Origin of the sequence: Bacillus sp. FSL K6-2819, assembly GCF_038008305.1 — a bacterium.
In the GTDB taxonomy this organism is placed as follows: domain Bacteria; phylum Bacillota; class Bacilli; order Bacillales; family Bacillaceae; genus Bacillus; species Bacillus amyloliquefaciens.
Map to the genome: position 1 here is coordinate 1,168,219 of NZ_JBBOYV010000001.1, position 23,013 is coordinate 1,191,231.

Below are 23,013 nucleotides of genomic sequence, written 5' to 3' on the forward strand. Positions count from 1 at the left end.
TGTTTTTTGGCTGAACACCGGACCCTGTTCCGCATAGATCATAGGAGGGGGGATGTTATGAATATATTTGAATTGTTAATAAACGGAAGATACCGCCGGCACAATCAAAATCAGCGGGAACATAACAAACATATCTTTTCTATTGAAAAGCAGCTGTCTGAGTTTGATGAAGCGGGATTGCGCTTTGAGAAATGGATAGATGTGTTTGCCGCTGAAACCGAAGCAAAACTGAAGAAAAATGAGCATTCTCAATAAAATAAATGAAATCCGCACCGGCCCTATGCATTTATCCAAGCCAAACATGTCTGCTCACATAGAGTATAGAGAGTAAAGGAGGTGCTTAGATATGGGATTCGGATATGGCGGATTCGGTGGCGGCTATGGCGGTTACGGCGGCTGCGGCGGATACGGCGGTGGCTATGTCGGAGGCGGATACGGCTCAACATTTGTTCTTGTTGTCGTATTGTTCATCCTTCTGATCATTGTCGGTGCATCCTTTTTCGGCTAAACCTTAGCAAGACCCAGGATAAGCGCGGGATCGTTCAGTCCCGTGCTTGCCTGATGTATGAAGGAGCATGAAAACGGGTGTGCAGAATTTTTCCGTTGTCTTACGGGCACATGTTCCACGCTTTGTTCATACAATATCGTATTACTCCACAAAAAGGAGGCACAACATGGATAATCAATTTTTCAAAAATATTGAGAAGAAAACAGGCGTCAGCATGAAGGATGTTATGAATCTCGCCGGATCACTGCAAAATGCCAATTTCAAAGATGAAAACACGGTGAGAGGCGTCATTCAGAAGGTATCCCAGCTGGCTAACAAGCGTGTACCGAAAGAATTGGAAGACAAAATCGTTCAATCTATTACAAGCGGAAAAGAGAAACTTGATTTTGGCACCATTTCTAAAATGATGAACAATAAATAGGCGTCAGCCGGCCTTATTGAAAGGCCTTTTTATATGAGAAAAGCCCGGCAGTCATCTGCCGGGTTCTTTATATCTTGAGTGCGCTCCGTCTGTCCATCCGCAGAAGGGGCTCGAGAAACCTTGAACTGCGGGCTGTTTTTCCCCGCCTGTTCGCAGGACATGATACATATAAATGCTGCATGGCCCTTGTCATTGCGACGTACAGAAGCCGTCTTTCTTCCTCGAGCGGAGCGGGATCGCCCTGTCTCGCCGTCTCAAGCGCAAAGTCATGAGGGATCGAGCCGTCAGCCGCGCCTAAAATATAGACCGTATTGAATTCAAGACCTTTCGAGCGGTGAATGGTCAGCAGTTCGACGCCGTTTTCATTGGTTTTCAGATTCTCGGCGGCGCGCATATGATCGACATGCGCAAGAAAATCCGGAATGGTTTTGAATTTTTTGGCGGCCACTTTGACATCACGGAGATCATCAGAGCCTTTTTCCAGTTTATTCCCTTCGTTTCCCCGTTTTTTTAAATACTCGGAAAAGCCCATTTTGCTTTCTGCGAAGGTAATGGCTTCAACGGGTTTCATTGTCCGGATGCTTGCGAAAAACGGAACGATCTGCTTGATCTTCCCGATTTGAAACGGCTTCAGGTCAGGCAGTTTCGTCAGCGCCTTAATCATCGTGCAATCTTCTGTGATGGACAGCGCCTTTAAGGTTTGCAGGGCGGATTGCTTTAAAAATAAGGCGGGCAGCAGATCTTTCACTGCATCCGTATCATCCTCGTTCTGACTCGCATATAAGTAGGCGAGGATCTGCCGGACGATTCGGCGGCTGTAAAACGTCTGTACGCCGCGGTCGGCATGATAAGGAATCGATGATTGATGCAGTCTTTCATAAATGGCCCGTCCGGCGCTGTTCGTCCGGTAAAGAACGGCAAAATCGTCAGGGCTCGCGCCGTTTTGAATTTTCTCTTTCATATCGGAAACGATCATAGTCGCTTCTTCTTCCTCATCGTAAGGAAAAAACATCACGGGGGCATGAACACCGTCTTTGACGGCAGAAAGTGTTTTTTCATACCGTTTTTTATTTTTCTTTACGACGGCATGGGCACTCGAGACGATCGGATGCGGCGAGCGGTAATTTGCCGTTAAGTAAATGGTCTTTGCTGCCGGATAATCCTTCTGAAAATCGAGAATGAAAGACGGGCTGCTGCCGCGGAACGCATAAATGGATTGATCATCATCCCCCACGCCGCACAAGTTATTCTCAGGGCTTGCAATCAATTGCATTATTTTGTACTGTACAGGATTAATATCTTGAAACTCATCAATTAAAATATGAGAAAATCTGTTTTGATACTGTGCGAGAATATCAGGCCGGCTTTGAAACAGTTCATAACAGCCTTGAGCCATGTCATCAAAATCAAATTGCCGTTTTTCCCGCTTCTGCCGTTCGTAATGTTCGTAGAGCCTGTATACTTTTTTCTCCCAGTCATCCGCAAGCGGAATTGTCTCATGAGGGAGATACGTGTTTTTCCAGCAGCCGATCAGCTGAAGCGCTTGGTCGACGGGAAACTCTTTCTCATCCAAGTTTTCTTCATAGAGCGCCTTTTTCACATATTGCTCTCTTTGCCACTCCATTTTTAAGAGCTGGCTGCCGTTCCATTTTGAAGAATCATAATGATAGAGTATTTTATAGAAAAAGCTGTGGAATGTTCCGGTCACGAGGCGGGAGACTCTCCCGGCTGCCAGCCCGTACTCATTTGCCATCCGCTCTTTCATTTCGGCCACGGCTTTTGTCGTAAAGGTCACAAGCAGCATGTTCTCAGGTGAAATGCCGAGATGTTCAATCATATGGGCAGCGCGTGCCGTCAGCACCCTTGTTTTTCCGCTTCCAGCTCCGGCAAGCACGAGCAAAGGCCCGTCCGTTTCTGTGACGGCCCGCATTTGTTCACGGTTCAGTCCGATACCGGGAAACAGCGATGTATCAGCTGCCTCAGATGTCGGTGAAAACGGCTCGGGGGCAGGCACTTTTTTCGGGCTTTTCCATTCTGAGACGATCGGTTTCGAACTCTCGGAAATGGCTTTTCCTTTCGGCAGGCGGAACATGCCGGCTTCCTTATACTCTTCTTTTTCTTTCTCCGCTTTTGGCTCCTTCGCCTCGCATGCTTTTTCACAGGCGGTGAAATCTCCCTTTTGCCGGTGATAAAACGCCGGCTGCTCTAAAATGGAAAGCCGCATCAAGACAGGCTGGTCACAATGTGCGCAAAAAATATTCCCTTTTTGGGCTTCTTCAAAAAGGAATTGGTAATGTTCTCTAGAATATGTATGTAAATGTATCGTTCGGTTATTCAGTCGGGCGCATTTCAAAAAGGGGTCCTCCCATTAAAAGGTGTTCATCCATTTGATAGACAAAGAATATCATAACAAAAGAACCGCGTTTCAAAAAGTAAGATTAAGGGAAATGAAAAGCGAAGGGGAGGGGTACATATGATTTATGCAGGACGGATTCAAAACCAGCAATACACTCAATACGCAAACCGGTCAGCGGGTTATAAGCCTGATTACGCCGGCGTTACGAAAGCGGCCGCCCTCGCCAATGACAGGGTGTACAGAGAGGTGGAGCGCCGTCAGGAAAACACCGCAGCCGCAGCAAAGAAAGTCAATGAGGAAAAACGTAAGCGCTCTCTTTCCCGCCTCCCGCAAATCATGGGAAAAGGCCGATTGATTAATCAATGCGTGTAAAAAAGCCCGGAAATATCCGGGCTTTTTTCGAGTCGTATATATGAAAGAAGAAAGGAATGATTTAATTGAGAAGATTTACATTATTCATCGCAGGGCTGTTTCTATTGGGCCTCTTTACAGCCGGGATGAAACCGGCACACGCGGCAGAGGGCTCCGAATTAAAAGGTGTCACGCTCACACAGCTGGCGCCGCATGTCTGGATGCATACAAGCACAGGTATGGCAGACGGGAGACCCGTCCCTGCGAACGGATTGCTTCTTGATACTTCCAAAGGAATCGTGTTGATCGACACTCCGTGGAATGACAGTCTTACAGAGCAATTAATGACACAAATAAACCAGCAGTTTCCCGGCAAAAGGATGACCGATGCCATTGTGACACACGCCCATGATGATCGGATAGGCGGGCTGAACACCCTGTACAAATACGGTGTAAAGGTGCACAGCACGAAGCTGACAGCCGACTTCGCCCGAAAGCAGGGATATGCCCGGCCGCTCGGAGATTTAAAAAACGTGGCAAAGCTGCAATTTGGCGATATGGAAATGGAAACGTTTTATCCGGGAAAAGGGCATACGGAAGACAATATCACCGTCTGGCTGCCTCAGGATAAGCTCTTATTCGGCGGATGCTTAATCAAGTCTTTAGAAACAAAGGAAATCGTGCCTACTCCGGGTTTTTATCCGGATCAGTGGCCGCGCGCTGTTCAGAAAGTGATGAAAAGATACCAAGACATAAGCATTGTCGTCCCGGGGCATGGCAGCCCGGGGGATGGCCGTCTGCTGCCGCATACGATAAGCCTTCTGAAAGAAAAATAAATAAAGAAGACCGGCGCTCCCGTTACGGAGTGCCGGTTTTTTATCTCTTCCTGATTTTCATCAAACTAAGGAAAGCAAGCGCAAGCGCCAAAACGGCATATCCCCCTATCGGCCAAATATGCTGTTGGAATGAAGAATAATCTCCGGATATGACTTCCTGAGCCAGTTCGATCGAGTGAATAAACGGTAAGGCATAAGCTATATGTTTGAACGTCTCACCAAGCAGACTGACATCCATCCAAGCCCCGCCGAGAAATTGAACAAGGGTAATATAAATAGTACCGATACCTGAAATTTGTTTGTCCGTAAACACAGCTCCTAAACATAAACCGAAGAAAACGGACATCATCGCAATCGGCAGCAGCACGGCGATACCCGCGAGAAGATTGATCCATTCGGCGGATAAGCCGGCAGCAGCAGCTGCGATAAAACAAATGACGATTTGTAATATGGCTAAAGGCAGCATTGGCAAAGCATAACCGATGACATAATCGGCTGTTTTTAAAGGAGAAGCAAACAAACGGGTCAGAAGGGCGGTCTGTTTGTCTTTTGCGATCAGCAATGCAGAGAACATCGTGAGGAAAGCAAAACCGAAAACAATAAGTCCGGGTGCTAAATGCTGAACTTTAAAAGTGTCAAGCGGCGCATTTTTCTCAATCGTAGTAAACAGAAACAATAGAATAACAGGCAGAGCGATTCCAGGATGATAGATAGGGGATCACGAAAAATTTCTTTGCGGTTGCGTATGGCGAAATCAAGCATAAAGCCCCGCCTCCCCGTCACAAATCGCTAAAAAGGCATCTTCAAATGTGGCTGAATGAGTTTGCTTTTTCAGGTCCTCAGCCGTACCCAGTGCTTTTAATGTCCCATTTTCTAAAATGCAAATACGGTCTGCCAGGGCTTCAGCTTCTTCTAGATAGTGTGTCGTTAAAATGATCGTCATGTCTCCCTTTAATGACTCAAGATTTTTCCACAACTCGCGGCGTGAACGGACGTCCAGACCTAATGTCGGCTCATCTAAGAAATAAATATCCGGTTTTGTAATCATTCCCATTGCGATGCTGAGCCGGCGCTGCATTCCGCCTGATAACGTTTTTGTTTTTTCTCTTTCTTTTTCTTTTAATTGAAACAATTCGAGCATCTCATCCGTTCTTTTTTTTCCTTCTTTTTTCGGAATTCCGTAGACTCCGGCTATAAACTCTAAGTTTTCCCGTACGGTTAAATTAGGGGCGATGGCTGTTTCCTGCGGAGACATATTCATTTTCGGTTTTATTTTATCCAAATCAGTCAAAATGCTGTGACCAAGCACTGATGCATCACCTTCATCTGGAGAAAGGAGGCCGCAAAGCATCCGGATTAATGTCGTTTTTCCGGCTCCGTTCTCTCCGAGTAAAGCGAAAAATTCTCCTTTTTCAATTGAAAATTCAAGTCGGTCAACAGCGGCGGTTTCTTTATAATGTTTAGTTAATTGCTTCAGCTCAATCGCGTGCATTTACTCATCCTCGCCATCTGTATTGATTTGCTTTGCGTTTAAGATATCTTTTGCAAATTCGAAAAAGAGTTCTTGTTTAACAAGTGCGATGCCCTGCTGGTCATCCCCGAGCATAAGCAGTGAGTCCCCGGGCTTTATATCAAAAACGTCTCTTGCTTCTTTAGGAATGACAATCTGTCCTTTTGTGCCCACTTTCACAGTCCCGAATATATGCTTCCCTTTTGGTGCTGTCATGTTTAAACATCCCATATGAATTGTATTTTTTGTATGAATTGTAATACTTCGCATACTAAACATACAATTAAATTCCATAAAATTCAATAAAATTCTTGAAAAAGTATAATTTTCATAAAAAAACACTCCTGTCATATCAACAGGAGTGTTTTTGATTTTATAGTTTTTGTTTCTTTACCATTTCCAGATGGGGAATGCCCGCATCTAGAAATTCTTCGCCAGACGTGACTCGGTATCCTTGTTTTTCGTAAAACGGAACCGCCTGTGTCTGCGCATGTAAGATAAAGCTGTCGGCGCCCTTGGCTTCCGCCGCTTTTTCAAGCGCCCGCATAATGATGGCGCCTACACCGAGAGAGCGATGGCTTTTCATCACGCAGATGCGCTCTAATTTTCCATGACCGTCTTTCAAGCGCCATCTGCCGGCTCCGACCGGCTGGCCGCCGTCATATACGACAATATGCTCTGACGTGTCTTCGAATTGATCAATTTCTTCTTCTTCCGGAACGTGCTGCTCTTTAACAAAGACCTCTTTTCTGACGAAAAAAGCGTCGTTCAGCTGTTTTTCCGTTTTTGCAATGATGGCTTCCAAACAGTTATTCTCCCTTGCCTAATAAAAATGTTTCGTACACAGTCCATGAGCCGTTATCCAGCTGGTAGAGCAAGTGAAAACGGTCGATGACTTCTTCGTGGGAAATGTCCAGCATTTTCAGCTGCCCGAGTACGTCGGAATGTTCATCTGACGACAGCTTCTGGCCGACTGTGACATGCGGAACGAAGCTGTATTCCGGCTCTCCGGATAATGCTCCTGAGTAGCATTTCTCACTCAGCGTTTTTAATTCCTCCGTCGGCTCCGCTTTCATGTATATCACATTATTTACAGGAGAAAACGAGCTGTATTTTGTGATTTTCAGAACGAGCGGGTGCGACTCTTTCGCCGTCTGTCTCAGCTGTGATACGACCTGCTCGATTTCCTGTTCTGTCGCTTCAAACGGATCTCTTACCGTCAGGTGCGGCGGTATGAGCGCGTAGCTCGGGTCGTAGCGTTTCCGGTACGAATTTGCGAGATCCTGTAATTTTTTTGATGGAAATAAAACAATACCGTATTTCATGAAAGTTCCCTCCTTAAATGAATGGTTACAGCATTTTTTTCAGCGCCGGCGTTATGAGCGGCTGCCAGTAAGTCCACTTATGATCCCCGTCGAAGGTTTCATACGTGTATTCAGACTGTTTGCTTTCCAGCAGCTGTTTGAGCTCTTCGTTCGGCGCGGTGAAATCAAGAACCTGGCCGTCCGTTGTGTGAACGTCGGTTTCTTTTTCTCCGATTTGATGATAAACGGAAATCTGTTTGAGATCCTCCGACTCCCGGACGGCATCCAGGACGTGCCCGTCAACATACGGAGACTGCATGATGACGTTTCCGAACATGTTCGGATAGTCAATCGCCGTCATGAGCGAAACGGTTCCGCCGAGGGAATCCCCGATCATCGTGCGGCCGTATCCGACTTGATAAGTCGGGTATTCTTTGTCGATAAAAGGAACGAGCTCATTTGCGATAAACCGTTTATATGAGGCGAACTTAGAGCCTTCGGGATGGTATGTGTCTCTTCGCTCCCGCACATTTTTATAGGGGACGCCGATAATGATGCAGCGGTCAATTTCCCCCTTTGACATGAGCTCTTCCGCCTGCCGCCCGATTTTCCCTAATCTGAAGTAATCATGGCCGTCCTGGGCGATGACCGTATGATATTTATACAGGGGGGAGTAGGTGTTTGGCAGGTAGACCAGAACGGTCATTTCTTCTTCAAGCTCACGGGAGAAAAGTTTTTTCTCATGAATGATTCCGTTTTTCGGTGCCACTTCGCATTCCTCCAGGCCGCTTCTTGTCTTAATGGTTTTTCCCTATTGTACCATGAATTATTAGAAATTTCTTTCTTCAGATGCACTTCTTGAGAGAGTTCAGAAAATCAAAAAGTTGTTGAAATTCATTTTATAGTGAGTTAATATAGAACAATCAGAAAATACAAAACAATATTCTTATCACGAGAGGTGGAGGGACTGGCCCTTTGAAACCTCAGCAACCGGTTTGCTTTGCCGCAGGAAGGCAAAGTGCCAAGGTGCTAAATCCAGCAAGCGATTCACATGCTTGGAAGATAAGAGGAAGAGAAAAGCTCCTTCTTCTTATGAAGAGGGAGCTTTTTTATTTTTGAAAAAGGATGGTGCCTGCTGATGATGCAGCATGTTGAAACAAAATTAGCCCAAATCGGAAATAGAAGCGAAGAAGCAACGGGAACGGTCAGTCCGCCGATTTATCTGTCCACCGCTTACCGCCATAGAGGAATAGGAGAATCTACAGGCTTTGATTACGTGCGCACGAAAAACCCGACTCGCCAGCTCGTTGAAGACGCCATCGCCGTGTTGGAGAACGGTGCGAGAGGCTTTGCTTTCAGCTCGGGAATGGCAGCCATTCAAACCATTATGGCTTTATTTAAAAGCGGGGATGAATTGATTGTATCCTCCGATTTATACGGAGGCACTTACCGTTTGTTTGAAAATGAGTGGAGAAAATACGGGTTAAGCTTTATTTATGATGATTTCAGTGATGAAGACTGTTTACGCTCCAAAATAACGGAAAACACGAAAGCTGTATTTGTTGAAACGCCGACAAATCCGTTAATGCAGGAGGCGGACATAGAAAAAATCGCTCGGATTACGAAAGAAGCCGGCCTGCTTTTGATTGTGGATAATACGTTTTACACCCCGGTGCTCCAGCGTCCGCTTGAACTGGGAGCCGACATCGTCATTCACAGCGCCACAAAATATTTAGCCGGGCACAATGATCTCCTTGCCGGTCTGGCTGTCGTAAAGGATGAAGAGCTCGGCGACGTCATGTTTAATCACCAAAATGCGATCGGCGCCGTTCTCCCGCCGTTCGATTCGTGGCTTTTAATGAGAGGGATGAAAACACTCGGACTCAGGATGCGCCGTCATGAAGAAAACGCCCGTGAACTTGCGGAATTTTTAGAAAAAGAAGAGGAAATCGCCGATGTGTTATATCCCGGAAAAGGCGGAATGCTGTCTTTCCGGCTGCAAAAAGAGGAATGGGTCAATCCGTTTTTAAAGGCGCTGAAAACGATCTGTTTTGCAGAAAGTCTCGGAGGGGTGGAAAGCTTTATTACATACCCCGCGACACAGACGCACATGGACATTCCGGAAGATATCCGCATCGCAAACGGCGTCTGCAACCGTCTGCTGAGATTTTCAGTGGGAATTGAATATGCAGAAGATTTGAAGCGGGATGTAAAGCAGGCATTACAGCAAGTAAGAGAGGGGGCCGTGTCGCATGAGTAATCACAATTGGACGCTGGAAACCAAGCTTGTGCACAATCCATTTAAAACAGACGCAGCCACCGGAGCCGTCAGCGTGCCGATCCAGCATGCTTCCACATTCCATCAGTCATCATTTGAGGAGTTCGGGACATATGATTACAGCCGTTCCGGCACACCGACAAGAACAGCGCTTGAAGAAACAATTGCGGGTCTTGAAGGCGGAACGAGAGGTTTTGCTTTCAGCTCCGGAATGGCTGCGATTTCGACGGCATTTCTGCTCTTATCCCAAGGCGACCATGTGCTCGTCACGGAGGATGTTTACGGCGGAACATTCCGAATGGTGACTGAGGTGCTGTCCCGCTTCGGAATCGAACACACCTTTGTCGATATGACGGACACAGAAGCGGTCGCCTGCGCCATCCGGCCGAATACGAAAGCCATCTATATGGAAACACCGTCAAATCCGACGCTCGGCATAACGGATATTAAGGCCGTCGTCCAACTGGCAAAGGATCACGGCTGTCTGACATACCTTGACAATACATTTATGACGCCTGCGCTGCAGCGTCCGCTTGACCTCGGCGTAGACATCGTGCTTCACAGCGCGACGAAATTTTTAAGCGGGCACAGTGACGTCCTGTCAGGGCTTGCCGCCGTAAAGGATGAAGAGCTCGGCAATCAGCTGTATAAGCTGCAAAACTCGTTTGGAGCGGTGCTTGGCGTTCAGGACTGCTGGCTCGTATTGAGAGGATTAAAAACATTACAGGTAAGACTGGAAAAAGCGAGCCGGACGGCTGAACGGCTGGCTGCCTACTTTCACGGGCATCCCGCCGTCAAAAACGTTTACTATCCGGGGCTTGCCGGACACCCGGGAGCCGACACTCATAAACGGCAAGCGAGCGGAGCGGGCGCCGTTCTGTCCTTTGAACTGGAAAGCAAAGAAGCCGTCAAAAAGCTGGTCGAAAACGTATCGCTTCCTGTATTCGCCGTCAGCCTCGGCGCCGTCGAATCCATTCTCTCATACCCTGCTGCCATGTCGCATGCCGCCATGCCGAAAGCAGAGAGGGAGAAACGCGGCATCACAGACGGCCTCCTGCGCCTGAGCGTCGGAGTCGAAAACGCCGAAGATTTGGAACGCGATTTCGAGCAGGCGCTGAAAAAAATCGCCCCCGCCGGAGTGAGATCATAAACGAAAAGGGTGACGCCAAATTTGCGCGGCGCCCTTTTTTTATTTTTGATAAAAAAAGTGTTGACGAACGGATAACCAGGATATATAATTATAAATGTCAGAGAGACAACAACATACCCAGCAACACATACATATCATGATTCCGTAGCTCAGCTGGGAGAGCGCTACCTTGACAGGGTAGAGGTCGCTGGTTCGAGCCCAGTCGGAATCATAGCCGAAACCCTTGCGTAGCAAGGGTTTTTTACTTTGTTTATTTATTGATTTTGTCATCATTCATCGAATTGGGGACGAAATTATTTTTTTGAGCTGAATTTGAATAATTCGCTGTATAATGCAAGGTTCTTTGTCGCCAGCCTGATGTTGATGGGATCTCGGACTGAAGACAGTCTATCCTATTGAAAACATAGATAAAGTCCATCTCTTATGAGAAAGGCCTTAATATCTTGGTCTCTGGGAAATTTAAATACCGGCTCAATAAAGGTTAAGAACCAAATTTCACCGCGTAGAATAATGAATGTACTTAACCTTTAAATATCTCAGGAATTTTGTTTCTCCATATTAATAATAGCTCTTTAAATTGGTCTGTTTCTATTGAGTTTTTATAAGGGTCGTCGATCAAAAAAGGGTTTTCAACATCGGTAACATCTTTTTTTATCAATACACTTATCCCATTTAAATCAATTTCAAAATCCTCATGTATCCCATTTAAAACATTCTGAATGTATTCTATATACTCATCAGTTTGTTCTATTGTTGTAATATTTTCAATGAAGTCAGAGAAAAGACTGATTTCTTCTGGTAAAACTATTTTTATATCACCAAATGGATCTTTATCAAACTTGTATAAATATTTCATGTGCTCTGGTCACCTTTAAGATTATTTTTTATATAACGGATATGCTGTTGCTATTGTTCCGTCATTATTTAAATACATTTCAATTTTAATTCCTGTTGAAGTGATTCCTCTATACTTATTTGAACGTACTTGTTTTCTGGTATGATAAGCTTCGTCAATTGCTTTTAATACGTCAGCGCGGTTCCATTCTCTTGGAAAGAAACTTGAATCCGCTATTTTTTTTACAGACTCGACTTCAACTTTCGCCATATATACTCCATTTTTGTCAGGCTTCTTTTCTGTACCTGGTATAATCTTTCCGCCCATCATACTTTCATGGTGGTAGCCAACTGCTTTACCGCGTTTATTAATTTCTCCATGATAAATATGTTTCATTGTACCTGTGGTATACTTGCTATTTCCTGTACTAAAATTTGAAGTCACAGACTTGCTGAGCACACTCTCTTTTTGACCTTCAATAATATTTTTCAATAAAGGAGTATTCTTCACATTGTGAGTATTTTCAATATCCTGCGCTATTCCGGCAAGTGCGGGTTCATACTTATTTTTCGAATCTTAAAACCCCAGTATTGAAGTCTATATCCTTGAAACGTATACCTAAAATTTCACCTTGTCTAAGCCCGAAAGAAATCGCTAACCAAAATTCAGAGGAGCGGTTGCGGAATATGCCGGCGTAAACAATAATATATACAGTGTCGCTTTTAATAATCCATCTTTTATGCATATCATAAGGCGATTATTAATCCTGATGATATGGTGGATTCAGGGTGATTTTTAGAGTATGAGTGGCCAATACCTAATAACCATTTCTTCAATGTAATTCCTCCAAATTGTTTGTTCTGTCTCTATATCGGACAAACCTTCCTAATTATAAAAAAAAAACCAAATATTATAAATTGAAGTTTGCTCAACATGTTAATATCAAGGAAAAGTCTAATATGTTAAAATTTAACTGACCGTATAGTTGAAAGGAGAATGCAATTTTGCTTGGGATTAAAGTTAAAAAATCTGATGGAAAGTTAATTATCAATTGGCAACTATCTAAAATTGAAATTCCAATCAAAGAAATCAACGGTGTATTTCTGGATCCGAACTATGGAGGACAAGAGAAAAGTGCAGTAAGGATAGGGTTTCCTTATGGCTCTACGGATAGGATAGTAATTAAAACAGCAAAAAACACTTATATTTTGTTTACTTCTAATGCTGCTTCAATTATGAATAAAATTGTTACTGATTAACAAATTCGTATTCTCGGTGTTTTATTCTGAAAATATGGGGGCGATTTTATTGACTAACTTTGTCCATAAGACTATAAACGGTTTGAAAAGTCTTTTAGATGAAAAAGGAGCCATTAAATTGTTTTGTTCTGAAGGATATATTATAGAGGGCCTTGTGACTTTTTCTCCGACCAAAGCCTCTCTTAATGAAATCCAAAACTTTCAGTCGAATCATAAATTCACACTTCCTGAGGATTATCTGAAGTTTATTTCTCAGCATAATGGTGCGAAAATTTTCGAAATTCTTGCAGAGGGTGAGAATATTGGTGGAGGACTTCATCTATTCAGCCTTGAAGATATAGAAGAAGAACTAAAGTATGAGGATTTGTTTGAAGGTATCAATGGAATACCTATTGGCTATTTGTTGGAAGAATGTCATTTAATGATCGACAAGGATAGAGTGAATCATGGTGACCCTAACTATCTATTTATATTTGAAAGTGGTTCAGAATATAATCCATTAAATTTAAACTTTGAAATATTTTTAGACCGATATATTATGTCGAACGGGGATGCTTTTTGGGACTGGAAATACTATACAGCTAAAAATTATTACAGAACGAGATAAAACCATTTTCTGTTAATCAGTTAATAAGGCTATGGTGAAATTTAGATGAGAATAAGTGGAAAGGGGACGGAGATGAAAGTATTGGTTTATGGTGCTGGTGTTTTGGGAAGTTATCTTGCCCACTCATTATTACGAGGAGGAAACAATGTTTCCATTTTAGCTAGAGGGAGGCGGTATGAACAATTGAAAGAAGATGGAATTGTTATTCGACATCGTTTCCAACGAAAAAATACTGTCGATGCAGTAAATGTAATTGATAAACTACAACCTGAAGAACACTACGATCTCATATTTGTGGTGATGAAATACAATCAATTTTCATCGGTTCTCCCGATTCTAGCTGAAAATATAAGTAACAATATTGTGATTGTTGGGAATAACGCTGATGCTGCAAATATGCAAACATTCCTAAATAAAAATAGCAAAGTTAAAAAAAATATTGCGTTTGGTTTTCAAATTAGTGGGGGGAGGAGGGAAGAAAATGGTCGTGTTATTTTTATTCGGGGGGGAGGACAAATGGTAATCGGTAGCTTAGACGGTGACTTATCATTTAAATCTATATTAGAGAAGGCTTTTAAGGAAGCGAAACATAAACTAAGTTTTAATGAAAATATTGATGGTTGGCTTAAAAGTCACTTCATACCGATTATTGCTATGAACTCAATCCATTATATCAATAACTTTGACTTTAAAAAAATAGCGAAGGATAAGAATGCATTAATGCAGATGATTTCTGTAATGGATGAGGGGTTTATGGTTTTAGAAAAACTGGGATATCGAATTGACCCAGCATTTCAACTGAATATGGTTCGTAACCATCGAAATTTTGTCTACCACGGTTTGAGAATATTTCACAAACTTCAGATGGCTAAATTTTTTGAGTGCTCCTTTAGCGAGATTATAGCCTTATATGAAACATTTGATGAATTGAAAAAGGAAGCGAATATATCAACTCCAAATTTGGACGACCTTCAAAAACGATCAACTTCTAAGTATAGAGATGAGGTCAATCGTTAGTAATTCTCTTATAAAATGTATATCTACCAAATTACTCTTATAAATTCAATATAATATCACGATTGTGAAATAAAACGTAAACCCCCGTCCTGTTTTGGATGGGCAACGCTTCAAGCAATGAATCAGAAAGCAAAAGAAAAATTTAAGCATTTGAAAACGAATTAAACATAAACCTTGATGAGGTGTACAAAGATTTTGTAATAAGATATGGTGGAAGCACGATACAAGCTGACAATGTGTTATTCCCACTCTTAAAATCCTTTAGCCAGCAATAATCTTTTAAGACTGGGGTTGTTTTACGGATTTGGCGTGGATGATAAAGACTTTGATGTTAAATCAATGACAGTAGCTTATGAAGAACAAATGCCAGACTGGATTATTCCGATTGCTGATGCTGACGGAGGAGATCAAATTTGTCTGGGTGTGAAAGAAGAAGCAACAGGAAAGGTTTATTTTTTGGATCATGAAATGACAGATGGAGTGAAAGACACATTTTTGGTCGCTAATTCTTTTTCTGACTTCATGGTTTGATTATTGAAGAAGATGATGGGATATTTAGATGATGATTACTAAACAGTTAAACAAAAGTATTGCAAAGGTAAGCTCTCAGAAAGAGAGCTTTTTTCTTAAATAATTTTAAAAAGGGAGAGAGGCTATGGATTCGTACCAAATAAAGAAATTAAAACCCGAAGACTACAATAAGTGTGGCAATATTTGGGATGTGGAAAAGAAAAAGAAAATGGCTAAGATGTTTTACGACGAATTAGTAAGCGGAAACAGAATTACTTTTATTTATTCAGTGAATGACGAGTTTATAGGAGAAGGATCATTAGTTTTTCAAAAAAATGACCCAGATTATACTATTCCAGATAAACGCATTTATCTATCTCGTATGATTGTTAAAGAAGGATATCGAAATCGTGGGATAGGCGGTATTATTGTTGATTATTTGATTGATTATGCAAAACACCTTGGATATGAGGAAATAACACTCGGTGTAGATACAGATAACTTAAACGCAAGACATCTATATGAAAAGAAGGGCTTTACAACCGTTTTATTTCTTGGCGAAGACGAATATGGTGAATATGTAAAACTCCTAAAAAAATTAAAATAGAATTCCCGTGAATGTATGAGAGGTTACTCTCGCAAACGGTGATTGACGGTAAACTTATGCTAATCTATTTAGATCGTTTTTAAGATACGGATTAGCATTTATCCTCTCAAAACCAACCCGTAATGAATAAGATACTGTTGGTAAGGAATTATTTTTCCATTTATTGTATTTTGTGGTAATCTTGAAATGAAAAGGAGGAGACAATGAAAAAGAAATTAATTGGAGTCTTGGTTATTGTTTGTTCTGTGATCATGTATAGCATAGTTTCACATCCTCTTAAAAATCAAAGATCCACTGAGGAAGTATTAGAAAGTGCATGGGATGAATTTGGCTTATTTAGCTTTGGAATTGGAGAAACAGACCCAGTCATATCAATTGGGATGGATAAAACAAAAAGTGAAGAAGAATTACGGCGCTATTTAAACGACAACTTATCCGATGAAGATAAAGAAAAATATGAAGTTAAGATTATTAAAGAGGATATTAATGTTTTAGAAAGACAACATGAAAAGTATTTGGAAAGTAATAAAGCACATTGATACATTAAAGATACTTATCGAGTCCAAATAAAATAATAGTTTTATCCATAAAACAAAAGTTTTGCAAATTATTTCAATGGTTTCGCTTAATGTGTTATAATCAGAACTGTAAGACATTTGATTGGTTGCGTATTTCTTTCTTAAAAAATGCATAAAATAAAAGAAGACCAGGGGTGCGCCAACACCCACAGGTCATTGTTTGTACTAAAGCTGCCCACAAAAGGGCTTGCTCAGATCTACCGAATAGACCATCCCTTAAACTTTTCCAGGGCTCAAGGGAGGTCTATTTTTTTATATAGGTCAACAATGCAATTATAAATGACCCAAATCCAAGCATGAGTACTAATACTTGAAAAGTTGACATTGGCCTCACCTCCTCTGTTTGAGACATGGAGGTGAGCAAGACTCCCTTGAGTGAGCATGCTTTAATGTACAGGAAATATTATACTATACATAAAATGCCCTTGTCGTTAAAAATTCACAATAAATTGACAATAAAAAAAGAACCTGCATTTTGCAAGTTCTTTTTTTATGTTAATGGTCATTTTAAGAGACTTAATTTTTAAGATGGTTTAAACTCAAAGAGAGATTTAATTACATACTTAATTAAACACATATTTTGCCTCTCATGTTACAATTTAAAATATGAAAGTCAATTGTAGAGATAGAACTAAGGTCAGTTAAAGATACCATGTAATTAATTTTCATCTCGACTGGCATTTGCAACTTGCTAATTTAATAATCTAAAAATTGCATAGAAAGGAAATATTTTTTTGGGGAAATTCAAACAAAAAATTATGAACTGGTTACAGAAACTTCAGATTAAATTAGATGAATCCAATGTTAAGGCAGAGAGTCTCTTTGAAGATCTTACTCCTAGCAATGATGTTGATACTGATGGGAAATATTCAGAAGCACTAAGTTGGGGGTTAAAAAATAAAAAAGTGAAAAATATCGCACTGACTGGCCCTTATGGATCTGGAAAAAGTAGCATATTAAATACCTATCAGGAACAACATAGTAAGGAATATAGTTTCTTAAATATATCCTTAGCTACATTCCACACAGATAACAATGATGTGGAAAATAAATTAGAGAAAAGCATCCTGCAACAAATGATATACCGGGTACAAGACCGAACCCTTCCTTTCTCAAGGTTTAAAAGAATTAAGCATATAAGAACGAAGAGTATAATCCTAAAATTGATTTCCTTTTTTACATTCATTATAGTTGGTACATACCTTATTAATCCTGATGTACTTAAAGACATATATGCTGAGACATTAATTTCAAGGAGTCTTGGTGGTGGAGATCGGCAACAAATAATACTAACTACATTATTAACACTTTTTTTTATAATATATCCTTTATTTGTATGTAAAAGAATTTATCATTTTGTTCACGCTAACTTAAAACTAAATAAGGTGACAATTGCTAACGCAACGTTAGAAAAGAATTCAGGAGAAGAGAGCTCCTCAATATTTGATAAATATTTAGATGAAATATTGTATTTTTTTGAAGCCTCCAAATATAATGTTGTAATTTTTGAAGATTTAGATCGCTTTGATATTATCGATATTTTTGAAAAACTGAGGGAATTGAATGAACTTATAAATAATTCAGAACAAATAGATAGACGTGTGGTTTTTATATATGCGATAAAAGATGATATTTTTGGAGATGTAGATTCAGATAAGTTAACTAAAGACCGTACGAAATTTTTTGATTTTATAATCCCAGTAATACCTATTATTAATGCATCTAATTCAGGAGATTTGCTTAAAAAGAAAATAAAATATTCACCTTACTCGGAATTGGTAAACGATTATTTTCTAGAAGATGTAACAATTTACATTGATGACATGAGAGTATTAAAGAATATTTTTAATGAATTTGTAATATACCAACAAAAATTAAGTGCTATTGATCTTGATGCTAACAAATTGTTGGCAATGATAATCTACAAGAATATTTATCCCGTGGATTTTTCTAAATTACAATATAATAAAGGGTTGGTATATGAACTCTTTCAAAAAAACAACGCATAATTAAGGAACAAATTAACTTAATTGATGCAAAAATACAACAAATAGAGATGACAATAGCGAGTGCAGAAGTTGAACCATTAAAATCAATTGCTGAATTAAATTTTATATACTTGGGCGAATTAGGGATATCAAATTTGAATTCACCTAATAGTTATTATATTCAGATAGATGGCGAGCGATTTAGAAGCAACACAGCTAATACAGATCAATTTTTTGAAAAGTTGAAAAATGCCGATACTGTCCATTGTTATTTAAGAGACAAGAATGGTACAGCGACAATTAAAGATATTGCAACCGTTTTCAATAGGAAACCAAACTATTTTGAAAGAGAAGAAGCCGTTAGAGTTATAGAGCAAAATAAAATCCAAGAGCTAAAAAAAGAACTATCACAATTAAAAAAAGAAAAACAAGAAATAAGTGTACAATCTTTACAAACACTAATTGCTAAAAGCGAATCGAAAACCGTTTTTTCGGATGAAATCTACGAGAAAAAGTTACTTGTTTACTTGTTGCGCCATGGATATATTGATGAATTGTATAACCATTATATTACTTATTTTTATCCGGAAAATTTGAGCCTATCCGATATTCAATTTGTATTTAGTATTAAAAACCATGAATCACTACCTTTTGAATATCCATTAGAGAATAAAACTAAAATTATGAAGAAGCTTGCTGGTGATGAATTTAAGCAAGTAGAGGTACTCAACTATGATCTTTTGAATTATATAATGGAACATCCTGATTATCAAAGTTGTTATGACCATATAATTGAACAATTGGTAAATGGAAGAGGAGCATCTCTTACCTTCATAGATGGTTTTAAAGAAAGAGCGACAATAAAAGCTACATTTATTCAATCGATATCTAATAAGTGGGATGATTTTTGGAATTATATTGAACATAAATCCGATTATACAGAACAGAAAAAAAATGAATACTTGGCAGATATACTCGCATATGTTGATACTGATGATATTATCCGAATGGATAAAGAGTCAGCTATATCTTGTAAATTATCAAAGCACTCCGATTTTCTTGCGCTAGTACCTGAAGAAAGGAAAACGAAAGAACTACTTATAAAACTTTCAGTTAAATTTAAACGTTTGGAGCATATACTAAACTCAGAAACAATATACGACTTTGTTGTTCAACATAATCTGTACGAAATCAATACCAATAATTTATCGGTTATTTTAAATAATACTCCCAGTGTAACGTATGCTGCAGTTAAAAATTCTGGTCAACAGGCTGTCATTGATTACGTAAATGAAAATATTGCAGTATTTGTTAAAAAAGTTCTACTTACTGAGGAAACTGAGGAACCAGAGGAAAGTGTACTGGAACTATTAAATTGGGAAGGGCTAGATGTGGAAGTTAAACATTCAATTATCATGAAAAAAAGTTTTACCATCTCGAATATCGGTGAATTACCTAAAGAATTGTGGCCTATAGTGATTCAAGAAAATAAAATGATTGCAGACTGGTCAAATGTTATTACATCTTATATCGAGTACAACAAAACAATTCCGAACTTCCTGACAGATTTCCTAAATGATCCAGATAATTGGCGTGTGCTTTCTGAGAGTAATATAGAGGCACTTAATGATAGATTTGACGAAGTGATTTTAGAAGATATTTCAGAAGAAATCGTTAATAGTAGAGATATAACAGACAAAACATTCGAGATGTTGATTCCTAGCATCCACTCTTGGGATCACTTTCCGTTCGGAAATGTCACTGAAACAAGAGCAAAATTAATGATTGAGAATGATTTGTTATCTCTAACATTCGAAAATTTTAAAGAGTTAAAATTAAATTTCGATGCACTTCATACTCGACTTGTTGTAAGAAATTCTGATGAGTTTATTAAAAAACAAGGAGATTTTCCGCTTGATGCAAATGATGTAAAGCAACTCATAGATAGCAAAGACTTTTCTCAATTTAACAAAGAATACTTTGTACAGCAGTTAAAATCTAACTTTATGACAGATGGAAATAAAGACATCCTTGAAGATACAATTTATTTCATTAATGAGCATAACCTGAAAATAACCAATGATCTACTTGACTTTTTACTTGAATCACCCGCAACAATGGATACTAGGTTATCATTGCTAACGGGACAAATAAAGTATATCGATAATGATTTAATTACTGAATATTTAACTAAAATGGGGAAACCTTACTCCGAAATAGTTGAAAAAGGTAGGCGAATAAAGATCTTAAATAATAGAACTAATAAAGCGTTGGCAACTGCATTAAAGTCGAAAAACTATGTATCCTCTGTTAAAGAAGAAAGCGGAAAGAAATTACGCGTGAATACTAAAAAAAAATAAAGAATAATTAATGTTCATTAGGAGTAATCTATATATCCATCGAAGCATTTTTAAAAATTACCCTATAATTTAATACATTATAGGGTAGCTTTGAAATAGGAGCGAATTAACGTCCAGTTTAATTGCTGGGCGTTTTCACTTATCAAATTTGTTTTTTTGAAAATATTTTCGATGATCTTCTCTGAACAAATGATCCTCCTCATCTGTGAATATATAAATCTTATATTTTTCCTTTGCTTCTCTAGACAGATTTTCTTTTAAATATTCATGGAGCTTTGCTTCATTCACCTTCATATTCTCTTTGTACGAAAAGAAATTCTCCTATGTAATATTACATATATCATTGAACTTTATACTTTATTTCCAACAACTACATCGAACTATTGTTCTTATTTATATTGAATAAAGAACGTTTGTTCTGTTAATGTTAGATCGATAAAGGAGTGATTCAAAATGCTTAGAGATCGAGGAACAATCAATTGGACTTCCATGATGCTTCCAGAATATTTAACGCAACTAAAACATGACTTGTTGGATGTTTCGAAAATGGAGCCATCTTTAGATGAACAACAAATTGAGGAGATTGACATCTTGGTTTCTGAAGCAATGGCACTGAATAAAGAACTAAAGTTTAAGCTCTTTAAAGAAGGGGTTGCTGAGGATTTAATCGGTACAGTTCAATATCTCAATTACGAACAACACAAATTACACATAAAAGATCATCACGATCAAATCGTATACATCACCATGAATGACATCATAGGAGTTGCTTACAATGATTGATTACTCACAGTTTCCACGTAAAAATATACTTTGTGTAGATATGAAATCCTTTTATGCTTCGGTTTCAGCTGTAACAATGGGATTGAATCCAATGACATGTTATCTCGCTGTAGTCGGAAACACGGATAGACAGGGAAGTGTTGTCTTAGCAGCGTCTCCTGCACTTAAAAAAGATTATGGAATCAAGACTGGCTCCCGGTTATTTGAGATTCCAGATGATCCAAGAATTCACATAGTAAATCCGCAAATGAAACTTTTCATCAGAGTTTCAACTGATGTTGGTTGGAGTAGGGGTAGGAATCGTGACAGATTTCCAGTTAGAATTTTAGAAGCGTCTTGCACAAATCGAACCCAATCTGATGGATTGTTAGTGAAGTATCTATGACAATCTTTCCACCCAACAACCTGATGGTGAGTCCAAAGGTTTTCGTGTGTCAGGCCGTATTTTTTCAAGAGGGAGCAAGCTAGCTCTAATGTTTTTTCATATGTTGCGCCTGAGGCTTACCTGTCATATCGTTTTGGCCCATTTCAATCCCGATAGTACAGTTATTCGAATACGAGCTAAGATTTCGTAGCGCACTTTGAGAATAAACATTTGAACCAACATGATAAGCCATTTCATTGTTTGGCGCAGAATTTAAATGTTGAATTAAAGAATGTTATTAAGATATTTAGTTAGTCAGAAGGGAGAAGACAAGTGAATCCATTTACTTCAAGATCAGAGCAGAAGGAATACGAGTAAGCCTATTACGGGGGCTATTGTAATAAGGTCAGAATCCTTGGTTTAAATCCAATTCCATTTCACTTGTTTCAGGACATTTTGAAAAAATGCAACGATTTCACCAAAACAAAGAAGGAAAGAATGAGATTTTTAATTAAGGCAACAGAATCACAATAAAAGGATTTTTTTATTCAGAGAGGACTGGGCAAAATAATCAATAATAAAACGCTATAGTAAGTTCATATTTTAATATTACTCGAAGAAGTGGTTTTTGAAGTTAAAAAAGGGAGCTAGAAGCCCCCAATTGCAATCTTTATAATCGTACACCTTCGTAATGACCAATCCAATGGCCTTCCGAGACTTTTGTAATACCTTTTAAATACCAGCGGATTCCGTCTCGATCAAATGTGTTGGCAAAAATACCTGTAGTGCTAGGTAGATCCCAAGTGATAGCTTGAGCTTTAAAATCATCACTTGCAACATTTGCTATTTCTTGATCCGTGCTTGCGCTTGCAGCGAACGCAGGAGATCCTGAAACAAGTAAACCAACCGATAATGCAACACCTGTTAATACTTTTTTGTAACTCATGTAAATCCCCCATTTCATATATTTTTTCTTGCAATTCCATTATATGGTTTAAGTTATTAGAGAAATAGCGAAGTTATTACCATATATATGGAATTTTTGTGTCAACTAATGTCATTTGAATGCGAATATTAAGATGTTTTAAGAATTATTACTTTTGAAATTTGTAAGGGGAGTTATGGTAGTTGCAATATATAATAAGAATCTATAGAAATTTTTGATTTTCACTTTAGATCACATGGTAAACAGATAGAGGAAATGCTTTGCCTTAAAGACAATCTTCTTATTTCAGCTGAGCAATTATAGTGAATTTATTGAGAATTGAAAGAAGGCGAAATCAAAAAGGTTGTGATAGACCCGGAAACTGTACTAGAGATGGATTAGAGTGTGGCTGAAGATGGAATAAATATAAACAAATAGAGAATAAAAATACAATAAATGGAGGTTA

General features: G+C 39.3%; 23 protein-coding genes, 1 tRNA gene, 6 pseudogenes and 1 riboswitch. Of the genes and pseudogenes, 18 read left to right on the forward strand and 12 right to left on the reverse strand.

The features are described from left to right. The first annotated feature begins 57 nt into the window (after nucleotides 1–57). The 3 genes from MHH91_RS06105 to MHH91_RS06115 all read left to right on the forward strand — a co-directional run bounded on the left by MHH91_RS06105 (nucleotide 58) and on the right by MHH91_RS06115 (nucleotide 929). Nucleotides 58–255 carry a hypothetical protein gene (locus MHH91_RS06105; protein ID WP_013351859.1) on the forward strand — a complete coding sequence of 66 codons (198 nt, stop codon included), beginning with the start codon at nucleotides 58–60 and terminating at the stop codon, nucleotides 253–255. Between the two features lie 91 nt (nucleotides 256–346). After that, on the forward strand, nucleotides 347–508 hold the full coding sequence (locus tag MHH91_RS06110; RefSeq protein WP_007610678.1) for a YjcZ family sporulation protein: 162 nt from the start codon (nucleotides 347–349) through the stop codon (nucleotides 506–508). Nucleotides 509–674: 166 nt separating this feature from the next. Continuing rightward, on the forward strand, nucleotides 675–929 hold the full coding sequence (locus MHH91_RS06115) for a stage VI sporulation protein F (protein ID WP_013351860.1): 255 nt from the start codon (nucleotides 675–677) through the stop codon (nucleotides 927–929). A gap of 67 nt (nucleotides 930–996) precedes the next feature. On the opposite strand, the gene MHH91_RS06120 is transcribed toward MHH91_RS06115, so the two are convergent. Beyond that, nucleotides 997–3,282 (reverse strand): ATP-dependent helicase, encoded by a 2,286-nt coding sequence (locus MHH91_RS06120; RefSeq protein ID WP_013351861.1) that lies wholly within the window; start codon nucleotides 3,280–3,282, stop codon nucleotides 997–999. A 120-nt stretch (nucleotides 3,283–3,402) separates the two neighbouring features. Between MHH91_RS06120 and MHH91_RS06125 the strand changes: the two genes are divergently transcribed. Together MHH91_RS06125 and bla are read left to right on the forward strand one after the other, a co-directional pair. Next, a complete protein-coding gene (locus MHH91_RS06125; RefSeq protein ID WP_013351862.1) occupies nucleotides 3,403–3,657 on the forward strand; it encodes a hypothetical protein in 255 nt (84 codons plus the stop codon). A 125-nt stretch (nucleotides 3,658–3,782) separates the two neighbouring features. Further along, nucleotides 3,783–4,472 (forward strand): subclass B1 metallo-beta-lactamase, encoded by a 690-nt coding sequence (bla, locus tag MHH91_RS06130; RefSeq protein WP_373419138.1) that lies wholly within the window; start codon nucleotides 3,783–3,785, stop codon nucleotides 4,470–4,472. A gap of 40 nt (nucleotides 4,473–4,512) precedes the next feature. Here the strand turns inward: bla and MHH91_RS06135 are convergent. The 6 genes and pseudogenes from MHH91_RS06135 to MHH91_RS06160 form a co-directional block, all read right to left on the reverse strand. After that, a pseudogene (locus MHH91_RS06135) lies at nucleotides 4,513–5,234 on the reverse strand (ABC transporter permease). Then, nucleotides 5,227–5,964 carry an ABC transporter ATP-binding protein gene (locus MHH91_RS06140; protein ID WP_013351865.1) on the reverse strand — a complete coding sequence of 246 codons (738 nt, stop codon included), beginning with the start codon at nucleotides 5,962–5,964 and terminating at the stop codon, nucleotides 5,227–5,229. Before MHH91_RS06140 ends, MHH91_RS06135 begins: the two are co-directional and overlap by 8 nt. Continuing rightward, nucleotides 5,965–6,198, reverse strand: coding sequence for an AbrB/MazE/SpoVT family DNA-binding domain-containing protein (locus MHH91_RS06145; RefSeq protein ID WP_013351866.1), 234 nt, complete (start codon nucleotides 6,196–6,198; stop codon nucleotides 5,965–5,967). 157 nt (nucleotides 6,199–6,355) lie between these two features. Continuing rightward, complete coding sequence (locus MHH91_RS06150) at nucleotides 6,356–6,787, reverse strand: GNAT family N-acetyltransferase (protein ID WP_013351867.1); 432 nt, start codon at nucleotides 6,785–6,787, stop codon at nucleotides 6,356–6,358. Nucleotides 6,788–6,791: 4 nt separating this feature from the next. Beyond that, the gene (locus MHH91_RS06155) at nucleotides 6,792–7,307 is read right to left on the reverse strand and encodes a YjcG family protein (RefSeq protein WP_013351868.1); all 516 of its coding nucleotides are present in this window, start codon (nucleotides 7,305–7,307) and stop codon (nucleotides 6,792–6,794) included. Nucleotides 7,308–7,332: 25 nt separating this feature from the next. Then, a complete protein-coding gene (locus MHH91_RS06160; RefSeq protein ID WP_013351869.1) occupies nucleotides 7,333–8,055 on the reverse strand; it encodes an esterase family protein in 723 nt (240 codons plus the stop codon). A 174-nt stretch (nucleotides 8,056–8,229) separates the two neighbouring features. Beyond that, a riboswitch (SAM riboswitch) is annotated at nucleotides 8,230–8,355 on the forward strand. Nucleotides 8,356–8,424: 69 nt separating this feature from the next. Here MHH91_RS06160 and MHH91_RS06165 point away from each other — a divergent pair. From MHH91_RS06165 to MHH91_RS06175, 3 genes are all read left to right on the forward strand, one after another. Next, complete coding sequence (locus tag MHH91_RS06165) at nucleotides 8,425–9,546, forward strand: methionine biosynthesis PLP-dependent protein (RefSeq protein WP_014470603.1); 1,122 nt, start codon at nucleotides 8,425–8,427, stop codon at nucleotides 9,544–9,546. After that, nucleotides 9,539–10,714 (forward strand): cystathionine beta-lyase, encoded by a 1,176-nt coding sequence (gene metC / locus MHH91_RS06170; protein ID WP_013351871.1) that lies wholly within the window; start codon nucleotides 9,539–9,541, stop codon nucleotides 10,712–10,714. The genes MHH91_RS06165 and metC overlap by 8 nt, the downstream gene beginning before the upstream one ends. A 138-nt stretch (nucleotides 10,715–10,852) precedes the next feature. Next, nucleotides 10,853–10,925, forward strand: a tRNA-Val gene (locus MHH91_RS06175). A gap of 309 nt (nucleotides 10,926–11,234) precedes the next feature. Here the strand turns inward: MHH91_RS06175 and MHH91_RS06180 are convergent. Together MHH91_RS06180 and MHH91_RS06185 are read right to left on the reverse strand one after the other, a co-directional pair. After that, complete coding sequence (locus MHH91_RS06180) at nucleotides 11,235–11,570, reverse strand: hypothetical protein (RefSeq protein ID WP_013351872.1); 336 nt, start codon at nucleotides 11,568–11,570, stop codon at nucleotides 11,235–11,237. A 21-nt stretch (nucleotides 11,571–11,591) separates the two neighbouring features. Then, nucleotides 11,592–12,122: pseudogene (locus MHH91_RS06185) on the reverse strand (EndoU domain-containing protein); the annotation flags it as partial. A 97-nt stretch (nucleotides 12,123–12,219) separates the two neighbouring features. On the opposite strand from MHH91_RS06185, the pseudogene MHH91_RS20795 reads away from it, so the two are divergent. From MHH91_RS20795 to MHH91_RS06215, 7 genes and pseudogenes are all read left to right on the forward strand, one after another. Next, nucleotides 12,220–12,338: pseudogene (locus tag MHH91_RS20795) on the forward strand (lipase family protein); the annotation flags it as partial. A 215-nt stretch (nucleotides 12,339–12,553) separates the two neighbouring features. Then, nucleotides 12,554–12,808, forward strand: coding sequence for a SunI/YnzG family protein (locus tag MHH91_RS06190; RefSeq protein ID WP_014470527.1), 255 nt, complete (start codon nucleotides 12,554–12,556; stop codon nucleotides 12,806–12,808). Nucleotides 12,809–12,857: 49 nt separating this feature from the next. Further along, nucleotides 12,858–13,415, forward strand: coding sequence for an SMI1/KNR4 family protein (locus tag MHH91_RS06195; RefSeq protein WP_014470526.1), 558 nt, complete (start codon nucleotides 12,858–12,860; stop codon nucleotides 13,413–13,415). 72 nt (nucleotides 13,416–13,487) lie between these two features. After that, a complete protein-coding gene (locus tag MHH91_RS06200) occupies nucleotides 13,488–14,432 on the forward strand; it encodes a ketopantoate reductase family protein (protein ID WP_014470525.1) in 945 nt (314 codons plus the stop codon). 309 nt (nucleotides 14,433–14,741) lie between these two features. Then, nucleotides 14,742–14,963: an SMI1/KNR4 family protein gene (locus MHH91_RS06205; protein ID WP_014470524.1), complete on the forward strand. Its 222-nt coding sequence runs from the start codon at nucleotides 14,742–14,744 to the stop codon at nucleotides 14,961–14,963. A gap of 124 nt (nucleotides 14,964–15,087) precedes the next feature. Beyond that, the gene (locus MHH91_RS06210) at nucleotides 15,088–15,549 is read left to right on the forward strand and encodes a GNAT family N-acetyltransferase (protein ID WP_013351877.1); all 462 of its coding nucleotides are present in this window, start codon (nucleotides 15,088–15,090) and stop codon (nucleotides 15,547–15,549) included. A 203-nt stretch (nucleotides 15,550–15,752) separates the two neighbouring features. After that, complete coding sequence (locus MHH91_RS06215; protein ID WP_013351878.1) at nucleotides 15,753–16,088, forward strand: hypothetical protein; 336 nt, start codon at nucleotides 15,753–15,755, stop codon at nucleotides 16,086–16,088. Nucleotides 16,089–16,371: 283 nt separating this feature from the next. On the opposite strand, the gene MHH91_RS06220 is transcribed toward MHH91_RS06215, so the two are convergent. Beyond that, nucleotides 16,372–16,452 (reverse strand): putative holin-like toxin, encoded by an 81-nt coding sequence (locus MHH91_RS06220; RefSeq protein WP_127721184.1) that lies wholly within the window; start codon nucleotides 16,450–16,452, stop codon nucleotides 16,372–16,374. A 433-nt stretch (nucleotides 16,453–16,885) separates the two neighbouring features. On the opposite strand from MHH91_RS06220, the pseudogene MHH91_RS06225 reads away from it, so the two are divergent. After that, a pseudogene (locus MHH91_RS06225) lies at nucleotides 16,886–20,475 on the forward strand (YobI family P-loop NTPase). A 135-nt stretch (nucleotides 20,476–20,610) separates the two neighbouring features. Here MHH91_RS06225 and MHH91_RS06230 read toward each other — a convergent pair. Beyond that, nucleotides 20,611–20,760: pseudogene (locus MHH91_RS06230) on the reverse strand (phage coat protein); the annotation flags it as partial. 168 nt (nucleotides 20,761–20,928) lie between these two features. Between MHH91_RS06230 and MHH91_RS06235 the strand changes: the two are divergent. Further along, entirely contained in the window at nucleotides 20,929–21,258 is a 330-nt protein-coding gene (locus MHH91_RS06235) for a YolD-like family protein (RefSeq protein ID WP_013351883.1), read from the forward strand. Further along, nucleotides 21,251–21,538: pseudogene (locus MHH91_RS06240) on the forward strand (Y-family DNA polymerase); the annotation flags it as partial. The gene MHH91_RS06235 and the pseudogene MHH91_RS06240, both read left to right, overlap by 8 nt. Before the next feature lie 754 nt (nucleotides 21,539–22,292). Here the strand turns inward: MHH91_RS06240 and MHH91_RS06245 are convergent. Next, nucleotides 22,293–22,568 carry an LCI fold-containing protein gene (locus MHH91_RS06245; RefSeq protein WP_013351885.1) on the reverse strand — a complete coding sequence of 92 codons (276 nt, stop codon included), beginning with the start codon at nucleotides 22,566–22,568 and terminating at the stop codon, nucleotides 22,293–22,295. Between the last annotated feature and the right edge of the window lie 445 nt (nucleotides 22,569–23,013).